At 64.1% G+C, this 12201-nt stretch carries 10 protein-coding genes; 5 read left to right on the top strand and 5 right to left on the bottom strand.

The genetic code is table 11. From position 1 onward, the window contains the following. Nucleotides 1-74 precede the first annotated feature (74 nt). From yegQ to gdhA, 3 genes are all read left to right on the top strand, one after another. On the top strand, nucleotides 75-1436 hold the full coding sequence (yegQ, locus tag CSQ95_RS26965) for a tRNA 5-hydroxyuridine modification protein YegQ (protein ID WP_099411713.1): 1362 nt from the start codon (nucleotides 75-77) through the stop codon (nucleotides 1434-1436). 184 nt (nucleotides 1437-1620) lie between these two features. After that, nucleotides 1621-2868, top strand: a complete 1248-nt coding sequence (locus CSQ95_RS26960) for a DUF819 domain-containing protein (protein WP_099411712.1) — start codon at nucleotides 1621-1623, stop codon at nucleotides 2866-2868. 212 nt (nucleotides 2869-3080) lie between these two features. Continuing rightward, on the top strand, nucleotides 3081-4424 hold the full coding sequence (gene gdhA / locus CSQ95_RS26955) for an NADP-specific glutamate dehydrogenase (protein WP_070292435.1): 1344 nt from the start codon (nucleotides 3081-3083) through the stop codon (nucleotides 4422-4424). Nucleotides 4425-4520: 96 nt separating this feature from the next. On the opposite strand, the gene CSQ95_RS26950 is transcribed toward gdhA, so the two are convergent. Next, nucleotides 4521-5078 (bottom strand): flavin reductase family protein, encoded by a 558-nt coding sequence (locus CSQ95_RS26950; protein ID WP_070217670.1) that lies wholly within the window; start codon nucleotides 5076-5078, stop codon nucleotides 4521-4523. A gap of 178 nt (nucleotides 5079-5256) precedes the next feature. Between CSQ95_RS26950 and CSQ95_RS26945 the strand changes: the two genes are divergently transcribed. Then, on the top strand, nucleotides 5257-5886 hold the full coding sequence (locus CSQ95_RS26945; RefSeq protein ID WP_070312596.1) for a head GIN domain-containing protein: 630 nt from the start codon (nucleotides 5257-5259) through the stop codon (nucleotides 5884-5886). A 42-nt stretch (nucleotides 5887-5928) separates the two neighbouring features. Continuing rightward, nucleotides 5929-6726, top strand: coding sequence for an enoyl-CoA hydratase (locus tag CSQ95_RS26940; RefSeq protein WP_099411711.1), 798 nt, complete (start codon nucleotides 5929-5931; stop codon nucleotides 6724-6726). 135 nt (nucleotides 6727-6861) lie between these two features. On the opposite strand, the gene CSQ95_RS26935 is transcribed toward CSQ95_RS26940, so the two are convergent. From CSQ95_RS26935 to CSQ95_RS26920, 4 genes are all read right to left on the bottom strand, one after another. Next, a complete protein-coding gene (locus CSQ95_RS26935; RefSeq protein ID WP_070312592.1) occupies nucleotides 6862-7599 on the bottom strand; it encodes an AIM24 family protein in 738 nt (245 codons plus the stop codon). 3 nt (nucleotides 7600-7602) lie between these two features. Next, a complete protein-coding gene (locus tag CSQ95_RS26930; protein WP_034784288.1) occupies nucleotides 7603-8244 on the bottom strand; it encodes an AIM24 family protein in 642 nt (213 codons plus the stop codon). A 17-nt stretch (nucleotides 8245-8261) separates the two neighbouring features. Further along, entirely contained in the window at nucleotides 8262-8915 is a 654-nt protein-coding gene (locus CSQ95_RS26925) for an AIM24 family protein (protein WP_099411710.1), read from the bottom strand. A 121-nt stretch (nucleotides 8916-9036) separates the two neighbouring features. Next, nucleotides 9037-12201: a S8 family serine peptidase gene (locus tag CSQ95_RS26920; RefSeq protein WP_099411709.1), complete on the bottom strand. Its 3165-nt coding sequence runs from the start codon at nucleotides 12199-12201 to the stop codon at nucleotides 9037-9039.

Here is a 12201-nt window from a genome sequence, read left to right as displayed (position 1 = left end):
GGATGTCAATCCCTTGACCCAAGGCAAGGCAATCTGGCGCCAGCCCGCCTACAATCGCCGGCTTTGCCCATCCCATGCGCCACGCTCCCGAACTCCTCCTGCCTGCCGGCTCCCTGGCCAAGATGCATGCCGCCTTTGACTATGGCGCCGACGCCGTCTACGCGGGCCAGCCGCGCTACAGCTTGCGCGTGCGCAATAACGATTTTTCGACCTTGCAAGCCTTGCAAGAAGGCATTGATGGCGCGCATGCGCGCGGCAAGCAATTCTTTGTCGCCAGCAATATCTTTGCCCACAACGCCAAGCTGAAAACGTATCTGCGCGACATGGAACCGGTGATCGCCATGCGCCCCGACGCCCTGATCATGGCCGATCCCGGCCTGATCATGATGGTGCGCGACAAGTGGCCGGAGATTCCCGTGCACTTATCGGTGCAGGCGAATGCCGTCAACTGGGCCGACGTGAAGTTCTGGCACCGCATGGGACTGACCCGCGTGATCCTGTCGCGCGAACTGTCGCTCGACGAGATCGAGGAAATCCGCCAGCGCTGCCCGGAAATGGAACTCGAAGTGTTCGTCCATGGCGCCTTGTGCATCGCCTATTCGGGCCGCTGCCTGCTGTCCGGCTATTTCAACCACCGCGACCCGAACCAGGGCACGTGCACGAATTCCTGCCGCTGGGATTACAAGGTCAAGAATGCCGCCGAAGACGCCAGCGGCGACCTGGGCGGCATGCATGTGGTGCCGCTGGAATTTCACCAGGCGCTGGCCGAAGCCGACAACAATGCGTTTTCCGCCCTGCACCAGCAGCCGCGCCACCCGCTGGCCGACCAGCCATATCTGATTGAAGAAGCGCAGCGCCCGGGCCAGCTGATGCCCATCCTCGAAGACGAGCACGGCACCTACATCATGAATTCGAAGGACTTGCGTGCCGTCGAGCATATCGAGCGCCTGGTCAAAATCGGCGTCGATTCGCTGAAGGTCGAGGGCCGCACCAAGTCGCTGTACTACGCGGCGCGCACGGCGCAAGTCTACCGCCAGGCCATCGACGATGCCGTGGCGGGCCGCCCCTTCGACATCAGCCTCTTGGGCCAGCTGCAAGGCCTGGCCAACCGCGGCTACACGGATGGTTTTTACCAGCGCCACCACACGCAGGCGCACCAGAACTACATGCGCGGCGCGTCCGAGGCGGACCGCAGCCAGTACGTGGGCGACGTGCTGAGCGTGACGGATGGCTGGGCCAGGGTGGAAGTGAAAAACCGCTTTGCCGTGGGCGACCGCATCGAAGCCCTGCACCCGGACGGCAACCGCGACTTCACCATCGCCCGCATGCTGGCCGACGATGGCAGCGAGATCCAGGTGGCGCCCGGCAGCGGCCACTTCGTGCGCATCGAACTCGACGGCGCGCTGAACAAAGCCTTGCTGGCGCGCTATTTGTAACCGCCAGTCTGGCGTGCTGGGCGGCAAACCAGTATGCAAGTGTTTGATTTGACAAGAAAAATTCCAACTGGCGCCGCCTGAATAATTTGTTTAGGCTTCAACATTGCTATACGATACGGCCACCCTGCGCCCGGGGGCCTGATCGGCATCCGGTGCGTCCCTGACACGTTCACCGGAATCCCCGATGCCACCTGCCACACCCGCCCTGATCACCAATGACGCCGTCGTCCTCGGCCTGCTCGCCATGACCCTGGGGGGCGTCTTCTGGACCGCCTCCCGCGCCAACGGCTTCTGGAAAAAGTTCTACGCCTATATCCCGTCGCTGCTGATGTGCTACCTGATCCCGGCGCTGCTCAACACCTTCGGCATCATCGACGGCAACGCCTCCGGCCTGTACGCCGTGGCGCGCGACTACCTGCTGCCCAGCGCGCTGGTGTTGCTGTGCGTGGCCATCGATTTCGGCGGCATTATCCGTCTCGGCCCCAAGGCCATCATCATGTTTCTTACAGGAACCCTCGGCGTCATGCTGGGCGCCCTCGTCTCGTTCGAGGCGCTGCGTTTGATCCACCCGGAAACGGTGGCGGGCGACACCTGGCGCGGCATGACGACCGTCGCCGGCTCGTGGATAGGCGGCGGCGCCAACCAGGCGGCCATGAAGGAAGTGTTTGAAGTGGACGCCACCCTGTTCGGCCAGTTCGTCGCCGTCGATGTGCTGGTGGCCAACGTGTGGACGGCCGTGCTGCTGTTCCTGGCCGGCCGCGCAGGCGCCTTTGACCGCTGGACCGGCGCCGACTTGACGGCCATCAATGCGCTCAAGGACAGCATCGAAAGCTACCGTGCCCAGCACGCGCGCGTGGCCAACCTGACCGACATCATGATCATCCTCGGCGTGGGCCTGGGCGTGACGGGCCTGTCGCATTTCCTGGCCGGCCCCATCATCAGCTGGATCACCACCCTGCCCGCCGCATGGCGCCTGCAGGATTACAGCCTGACGTCGAACTTCTTCTGGATCGTCGTGCTCGCCACCACCTTCGGCCTGCTGCTCAGCTTTACCCGGGCGCGCAGCCTGGAAGGCGCGGGCGCCTCGACCATCGGCTCGGCCATGCTGTACGTGCTGGTGGCCACCATCGGCATGCACATGGACTTGAAAGCCCTGCTCGACAAGCCTTTCCTGTTCCTGCTGGGCCTGATCTGGATCGCCGTGCATGGCGGCCTGATGCTGCTCGTCGCCAAGCTGATCCGCGCACCGCTGTTCTTCATGGCCGTGGGATCGCAGGCGAACATCGGCGGCGCAGCCTCGGCCCCCGTCATCGCCAGCGCCTTCCACCCGGCCCTGGCGCCCGTCGGCGTGCTGCTGGCCGTGCTCGGCTATGCGCTCGGCACCTACGGCGCCTACATCACGGGCTTGATCCTGCGCAGCATGGCGGGATGACGCCTGTCCCGGCTTGACCGGCCAAGCTTATCATCATGACCACAACGCCAGCCTTCGGGCTGGCGTTGTCGTTTACCCCCGCAGCTTTCGCAGAGTCCTGAAAACTCCCCACAATGTAGCAGAAACCCCTCAAAACCAAATTTCCGCACCATTTTTGTGCGAAATCTGCGATGATAGTTGCCCAAATAACCGATTACCTCCATGGAATTCTGATGAAATACGCATCTGCTCACGAGTATGTCCAGCATGTCGCCGCACGCAATCCAGGTCAGCCCGAGTTTCTGCAAGCCGTCACCGAAGTCATGGAGAGCTTGTGGCCGTTCCTCGAGCAGCACCCGAAATACGCGGAACAAGGCTTGCTGGAACGCTTGATCGAGCCGGAGCGCGTGGTGATGTTCCGCGTGTCGTGGGTCGATGACCATGGGCAAGTACAAGTCAACCGCGGCTACCGCATCCAGCACAGCATGGCCATCGGGCCGTACAAGGGCGGCATTCGCTTCCACCCTTCCGTCACCCTGTCGGTGCTGAAATTCCTCGCCTTCGAACAGACGTTCAAGAATGCCCTGACCACGTTACCGATGGGCGGCGGCAAGGGCGGCGCCGATTTCGATCCGAAGGGCAAGAGCCCGGGCGAAGTGATGCGCTTCTGCCAGGCCTTCGTCAGCGAACTCTTCCGTCACGTGGGTTCGGACACGGACGTGCCGGCCGGCGACATCGGCGTGGGCGGGCGCGAAGTGGGCTATATGGCCGGCATGATGAAAAAACTCAGCAACCGCGCCGATTGCGTGTTCACGGGCAAGGGCGCCAGCTTCGGCGGCTCGCTGATGCGGCCGGAAGCGACGGGCTACGGCACCGTGTATTTCGCCGAGGAAATGCTGAAGACGCGGGGCCGCTCGTTCGAAGGCATGCGCGTGTCCGTTTCCGGCTCCGGCAACGTGGCGCAGTACGCGGTGGAAAAAGCCATGGCCATGGGCGCGAAAGTCATCACCGTCTCCGATTCGAGCGGCACTGTCATCGACGAAGACGGCTTTACGCCGGAAAAACTGGCCATCTTGATGGAGGTCAAGAACCATCTGTATGGCCGCGTGAGCGATTACGCCGAACGCACGGGCGTGCGCTTCGAGGCGGGCGTGTCGCCATGGCATGTGCCGGTCGACATCGCCCTGCCCTGCGCCACGCAAAATGAGCTCGATATCGCCGATGCCCGCCTGCTCATCGCCAATGGCGTGCAGTGCGTGGCCGAAGGGGCCAACATGCCCACCACCATCGAGGCAGCCAAGGCCTTCGAGGCGGCCGGCGTGCTGTACGCGCCGGGGAAGGCCAGCAATGCGGGCGGCGTGGCGACTTCCGGCCTGGAAATGAGCCAGAACGCGGCCCGCATTTCCTGGCCGCGCGAAGAAGTCGACGCGCGTTTGCTGCAGATCATGCAAGGCATCCACGCCGCGTGCAAGCAATATGGCACGCGCGCCGATGGCACGGTCAGCTATGTGGATGGCGCGAATATCGCCGGCTTCGTCAAAGTGGCCGATGCGATGCTGGCGCAGGGTGTCATTTAAGCGTAGGTCGGCTTAGCGCGAAGCGCGTAAGCCGACACCACCGCAAGCATCAACAATATTGTCGGATTACGCGCGGCGTTGCCGCGCTAATCCGACCTACAACATCTCGGGCTTCATCAGGCTCTTGCGGCTGATCGTGCGGCCCGACACCATGAACTCGCCGTTGCCCCGGTAGTGCAGGGTTTCGGGCAGCTTGGGCGAGGTGGCCACGTGGGCTTTCACGCACTCGAAGATGAAGAAGCCGCCCTTCGGGTTGCCCGCCACCTGGGCCAGCTTGCATTCGAAGTTGGCGTAGCACTCGGCGATCAGCGGTGCGCCCACCAGTTCGGCCGGCTGCGGCGTCAGGCCGAAGGCCGTGAACTTGTCCGTGTCTTCGCCGCTGCAATTGCCGATGGCCACCACCTGGTCGACCATGTCGGCCGTGGGCAGGTTGATCACGCACTCCATGCTGCGCTTGATCATTTCATAGCTGTGGTTGGCGTCGGAAATGAAGCAGCCCAGCAAGGATGGCGTAAATTCCATCAGCATGTGCCAGGCCATGGTCATGACGTCGCTTTCGCCCTGCCACGTTGAACTGACGAGCACCACCGGCCCCGGTTCGAGGAAGCGCCGGATATCGGCGACGGGATAATCTTCTTTGTGGTAATTTTTCATCTGCTCTCCAGGACGCGGTACGCGATAGCATAGCCCAACGGCGCCTGGCCGGGCGCGCGGCTGGCCGATGGCGGCACCGTATCATCCGCGCCGCGATTTGCTCATTTCCTCGCAAATTTCTCCCAGTTGGAGATGTTGCAACATAGAATACACTGATCAACTACTCAAGGAAACTGCCATGCGTCCTCTGTTCCTGTTGCCAGTCCTGTCCCTCGCTTGCCTCGCTACCGTCGCGCATGCCGACGAGCAAACCCGCACGGTAGCCGCCTTCAACGCCATCGATATTCGCGGCCCCATCAGCATGGAAGTGGAATCGGGCAAGGAGCAAAGCCTGCTGCTGCGCGGCGACCAGAAATTCCTCAGCGGCGTGATCACGGAAGTGGTCGATGGCGAGCTGAAAATTTCCATGAAGGATAAAGATATCAAGAAGACCGAGGGCGACCCGCGCATCATTATCACCATGCCTACCTTGCGCAAGCTGATCGCGGAAGGCGCGGGCGAGAAGATATTGACCAAGCTCAATGGTCCAAGAGTCGACATCAGCTACAAGGGCGCGGGCCGCCTGGCCGCCGATGGCCAGGTCGACTGGCTGCGCCTGAAGGCGCAAGGCGTGGGCGAAGTCGATACGAAAGCCTTGCTGGCGAAAAACGTCGACGTGAATTTCGAAGGCATCGGTTCCGTCAAGGTGTATTCCTCGGGCGAGCTGAACGCCGTGGTGCGCGGCATGGGCGAACTGACGTATTACGGCAAGCCGAAGATCGTGCACAAGTCGATCGCCGGCATCGGCAGCGTCAACGCCGCCAAGTAAGCTTTTCCATAAAAACAAGGCCATCAGGCCACTGGAGACCGCATGACCGCTTTACAAGATACCGAGGCACCGCTGGTGCTGCGCGAAGACGAGGATGGCCTCGTCACCCTGCGCCTGAACCGCCCCCTGCAATTCAATGCCCTGTCGGAAGCCATGCTGGCCGCGCTGCAGGAAGCGTTTGATGCCATCGCGCAGCAGCCGCACGTGCGCTGCGTGGTGCTGGCCGCCGAAGGCAAGGCGTTTTGCGCGGGCCACGATTTGCGCCAGATGCAGGCCACGCGCCAGCTTGATTACTATCAAACCCTGTTCGCGCAATGCTCGCGCGTGATGCAAGCCATTCAAACCTTGCCCGTGCCCGTGATCGCCCGCGTGCATGGCATCGCCACGGCGGCCGGCTGCCAACTGGTCGCCAGCTGCGACCTGGCCGTGGCGGGCGCGTCCGCGCGCTTTGCCGTCTCCGGCATCAACGTGGGCCTGTTCTGCGCCACGCCGTCCGTCGCCCTGTCGCGCAATGTGTCGCCCAAGCGGGCTTTCGACATGCTGGTGACGGGCCGCTTCATCGACGCCGACACGGCCGCCGACTGGGGCCTGATCAATGAAACGGTAGCCGACGCGGCGCTCGACGAGGCCGTGGCGCGCCTGGCGCAGCAGATCATGGCGAAAAGCCCGACGGCCATCCGCTACGGCAAGGCCATGTTCTACCGGCAGCGCCAGCTACCGCTGGACGAGGCGTATGCGTACGCGGGCGACGTGATGGCGCGCAATATGATGGAAGAGGATGCGGAGGAAGGCGTGAGCGCCTTTTTAGAGAAGCGGCCGCCCGGCTGGGTGCGGCCTTGAGTACCTGACCGAACCTACTGCGCGTCGGTATAGGCAGCCTGCGATGCTCACCGTACTTCAGTACGGTTGCGCTTCTCGGCTACCTCTCCCTTCCGCTCGCTACGGTTCTGTCAGGTACTCTTGGACTTCCTGGTCTTAACGACTGTCCTTCATCTGCTGCTGCACGGAAAGACTCAAGGTACCGAGGTCTTCCTTGCCCAGCAGCGGCAATTGCGCCAGCAGCTGCATCAGGGCCGAGCTGCCCGTCACGTCCAGCTCGGACGACTGCACCAGCACCGTGCCGGCGCCCGTGAAGTCGATCTGCTTTTCCTCGCCCGACAGAGTAAAACCCGTGAGCGCGCCGGCGGCCGAGGCCCAGCCCTGCACGTGGGCGTAGTCGTAGTGATACGAGGGGCTGGGGCAATCGGCCCAGCCCAGCACGGCCTGCTCGTCCACGCGGCACGGCAACTCGAGGAAATGCACGGGGCCGTTCGACGAGGCGATCACTTTACCGGTGCCTATCATGGTCAGATAGCCGGGCAAGGTCGATTCCTGGCAAATCACGTCCTTGGTAAACCCCAGCAGGTTTTTCGCGCGGATGGTCATGTTGGCGTTGTCCAGGTCGTAGCACGCCAGGTCGTTGCCGTTGTCGCCCAGGATCAACTGGCCCTGGCCTTGTGCCACGACAAAGTGGTGCACGTATTTCGGTGCATTGAAGGCATTGCGCACGATCAAGTCGAGCACGCTGCTGCCCATGGCTTCGAAGCGCAGCTCGCCATAAAAGGCGATCATCTTGCCCTTGCGAATGAAGATCTGTTCCTTGACGTCGATGACATACGAAAAACGGTTCAGGTTATCGTTCTTCGGCAAGGTATCGGGATTGTAAATCGTCATGGCTTACCTTTCGCTCGCTTGGATGTAGACCGTGCCCTGGCCCGTAAACTTCACCTGGTACGATTCGCCGGACGCCTGGCCGACAAAGGTTTTCCAGTTCAGGTCCGTGACGATGGTCGAGCTCAGCTGGCCCGTGTGGCCGATATACGCTTGCGGGTCGACGAAGACGGGCACGTCCGGCGTGACGGGCAAGCCGATGGCATTGCCGTCGGACAAAATCGCCACTTCGCCCGTGCCTTGCAAGGTGGTGGTAAACAAGCCCTGGCCCGAGGCCATGCCGCGCACCACGCCCTGCACGCCGCCCTGGTTGCCGAGGAACATGGTGCCGGCCGTCAGGCGCGCATCGAAGGCCAGCAGGGAGTCGCTTTCCACATAGAACGTTTCGCCGCGCACGGGGACGATGGTGACGAACAGGCCGCCCTGCGCGTAAAACACGCTGCCCGTGCCGCGCGCCGACATCAGGGCATAGCCCTCGTTCGTGACGGCGCGCATGGCCAGGCTTTGCACGCCCTGGCCGGCCAGGAAGGAGCGGCTGAACGCCACGTCGCCCTGGTAGGACACCATGGCGCCCTTGCGGGCGAACACTTCTTCATTGCCGAGTTTAACCTCGAGCATCTTTTCATTGATTTGCTGATAGACAGGCATCGCGGGTCCTCGCTGACTTAACGTTCGGCGGGCTGGATGAACACCACGCCCTGGCCTGTGAATTTGTGCTGGTACGATTCGCCCGAGCTCTGGCCAATCATGGTGCGCCAGTTGACATCAAAAACGAATTCCTGGCGGATATCGCCCTTGAAGCCGACGAAGGCGTCCGGATCCACGCGCAGCGGGTGGGAAGGCGTCACTTCCAGCATGATCAGGTTGCCGCGCGAAATGACGGCCAGGTTGCCGTGGCCTTCGACGGTGGTGGAAAACAGGCCCTGGCCGGAACTGGCGCCGCGCAGGCCCGCAAAGCTGGTACCCGTCTTCAGGCTCGTGTCGTAGGCCAGCAGGCTGCTGCTTTCGATGGTCAGCTTTTCGCCGGCCAGCGCCATGACGGTGATTTCGGCCGCATTCTGCGCGAAAAACACGGTACCCGTGCCGGCGGCCTGCATCACCTGCATGCCTTCGTTCGTCACCTTGCGCTTGAGCGCGCCGAAGAGGCCCTCGCCGCCCAGCAGGGATTTTTCAAATTTGATGCTGCCCGTATAGGCGACCATCGCGCCGGCAATCGCCAGCACTTTTTCATCCTGCAGGCGCACTTCCAGCAGGCGGTCGGTATTGGTGCGGAAACTGGTCACGCGCGACTCCCCAAGAATGCCAGGGCACAAAGCCATGGCTATCCGACAAGATACCGGGGGCGTTACCACCATGCAAGTGCTATTCCTCCCGAACGGGGGGTAAGTGCATAAAAAAGGCGTGCCCGGAGGCACGCCTTGCGTTCACGCAAAGAACGGTTTATTCAGCCAGCACCGGCCTGGCGGCGCGCGCGTTCTGGAACAGCGGCACGGGATCGTTGGTATTGACCTCGACCACCGTGACGCCCTGCACCACGCCAGCGACCTGGTAGCCGACGGCGCCCAGGTGACGCTTGCCTTCGGCCAGGTTGGACCAGCTCAGGGAAACCGTCGCCGTGCCGCCCGTGTAGGCCGTGCCCGGCATCAGCGCCTTGAAGTTGCCGTTGTTCAAGCCCGGTGCCAGCACCCACGACGACAGGGTGTAGTCGGCCTGGCCGTTTTGCGGCGCAAAGCCGATCACGCACACCTTGTACGTGCCGGCGGCGGGCAGGCGCAGTTCCACCTGTTCATTGGAACTTTCATTGCCGCTGCTGCCGACCAGTACATTGGCGGCGTTGTAGACCTCCATGTCCATGTCGGTATTCGCGCCGCCCGTCGTTTCCGCGTCGTAGGTGGCAAAGCGCGCCGCCAGGGTGCCGGCCGGGATCACGACGTTGTGCACGTTCACGCCCGTGGCGCCGCCCGCCTTGCAGGCAGCCGATGCGGCAGCGCCCGTCGTCGCCTGGCCGATCGTGCGCGACTCGCGCACGGCTTCGACGAGACCCGACTTGACGCCGACCAGCGCCCCCGAGAAGCCCGTGCCCAGGGTCAGCACCTTGCTGCCCGTGGCCGCTTCGCTGCTGACCAGCGGAATGGCGGCCAGCGAGGTGCCGCGCGCCGTCAGCGGGCTGCGCACCGTGTGCGTGCCATCCGTCCAGCTCAGGGCGCCGTAGGTCCAGGTATTGGCCGGCGCCGTGGTGCGCGTCAGCTTGACCTGGTACTGCGCCTTGGCGCCCGGCGCCAGGCTCAGGCTCGTTGGCGTCACCGCCACCGTGTAGCCGGGCAGGCTGGCCGAGACGTTGTAGACGGCGCTGCTGGCACCCACGTTGGTCACCGTGCGCGTCAGCACTTGCGTGCCCAGTACGTTGGCCGCCGTCAGCGACGCCAGATTCAGGTTGTAGGCGGGAATGGTGCCGACGGCCTGGCAGGTGGCGGGACTGTAGACCTTCAAGTTCAGGCCGCACAGGAAACGCGCATAGTCGATTTCCGACACGTCGTACACGAGCCCGGGATCGGCGGCGCCGTTCGGCGCGATGTGGCCGGCACCCTGGCCCCACGGCAACTGGCCCGAGTTCTTCGCCGTGGCATCCCACGACACGGAACCGTTCAAGCCATCGGGATACGTGCTGAACGCCGTCGTCATCAGCGCCGACTTGATGGCCGCGGGCGACCAGCTCGGATGCTGCTGCTTGAGCAGCGCCGCCACGCCGGCCACATGCGGACTGGCCATCGAGGTGCCGGAATAGAAATCCCACTCCGCCACGGGCGCTGCGCCGCCGGCGGCCACGGCATCGCGCTGCGCCGGCGTCAGGTCGGCCGTCACGCCGGCCAGGATGTTGGTGCCGGGCGCCGACAGGTCGGGTTTCAGGATGTTCGCGTTGGCCACGTTCGGCCCGCGCGAGGAGCGGTCGCTGACGATCGGCGCCTGCACCGTGGTGTCGGCGATGGTGTGGATTTCGCCCAATGCCGCCGTGCCGTCCGGATTGGCCGCCATGAAAGCCTTCAGCGCGTCGCCCTGCACCTGCGCCAGGTGCACCGTCGACAGCACGTGCGCCTGATTGATGATGGTATTGGCACCGCCGACCACGTTGGCGATGACCACGCCCGCCGCGCCCGCCGTCTTGGCATTCGCGCTCTTGTTGACCAGCACATTGCCGCCGCGGTCGCACACGAGTATCTTGCCCGCCACTTTCGCCGGGTCCAGATAAGCCGGTGCGGCATCGGCCGCGCCGAAGCAGCGCAGCAGATTGACGTCCGTCGGCGGCACGCCGGCCAGGCCCGCGTCGCGCGAGCGGATCAGCGGCAGCGCCGGCGTCTTCGCGTTGCTCGACGCGCCTTCCAGCTTGCTGCCGTTGCTGAGGATGACGTTGCCCGCGTACAGGCGGTTGTGGGTGGAATTGGCGACCGTTGCCAGCCAGGGGCTGATGTGCGAGACGGGCGCCGGCACGTCGGGCGCCGGCGTGGATGGACCGGAATTGCCGCCGGAGGTGGCGACAAACACGCCGGCCGCCGCCGCGCCAAGGAAGGCGACTTCCGTCGGTTCGTCGAAGGCGCCGCCGCCCGCGTTCGGGCCGATGGAGAAGTTGATGACGTTGACGCCATCCTTGACCGCCTGGTCGATGGCGGCCACGCTGTCGGCCGTGGCGCAGCCGTTGCGGCCCGTCGACGCGGCCGTCCAGCAGACTTTATAGGCGGCGATACGGGCGCGCGGCGCCATGCCCGAGGCCTTGCCCAGCGACACGCCATTCGAGGTGGCGATGGCGCCATTGTTGCCGCCGGCCGTGGAGGCCGTGTGCGTGCCATGGCCGCCGTGCCCCGTCAGGCCGGCGACGGAATCGCGCGGCGACAGGAATTCCGTCCAGTGCAGCGCCGCCGTGGAAGCGCGGTAGTAGCGCGCGCCGATCAGCTTGTTGTTGCAATTCTCGGCGGAGAATCCTTCGCCCGTCTGGCACGTGCCTTGCCAGCTGGCCGGCGGCGCGCCGTACACGACATTGCTGCCGCTGTGGCTGGGCACGCCGTTTTCGTCGAGGCGGTCGGCAAAGGCCGTGTTCTCGGGCCAGATGCCGCTGTCGACGATGCCGATGACGATGTCTTCGCCCGCGTGCGCCTTGCCGCCCAGCTGCTCCCAGAGGCCGCCCGGCTTGTCCAGGCCCAGGAAGCTGGGCGTGTAAGTGGTGTCGAGCTGCAGGATGGAGTCGGCGCTGATGCTGGCCACGCCGCTGTTTTTCTTCAGGGCCCGCACTTCATCGTCCGTCAGCAAGGCGGAAAAGCCGTTGAAGACGACGCTGTACTGGTGCGTGATTTCAGCCGCGCTGACGGTGCCGGCCACGGCGGCCTGCTTGCTGTCGAGGTAGCTCAAATAGGCCTGCACGTCGGCGGCGCCCACATTGATGCGCGCGCCCGGGGCCGGCTTGGTGGCGGCCAGGCCGTCAACCTGGCCCGTGTAGGTGGCGGCCGGCTTGTCGACCAGCTGCACGATGTAGGAACGGCGTTCCTGCGCCTGCGCCGCTTGCGCCAGGCTGGCGGCCAGCAGGAGGATGGCGAGTGAAACGGGACGTAATTTCAT

The sequence above is a fragment of the Janthinobacterium sp. BJB304 genome (assembly GCF_002735765.1).
Lineage (GTDB): Bacteria > Pseudomonadota > Gammaproteobacteria > Burkholderiales > Burkholderiaceae_D > Janthinobacterium.
This window is presented reverse-complemented; position numbering and strand designations above follow the sequence as displayed.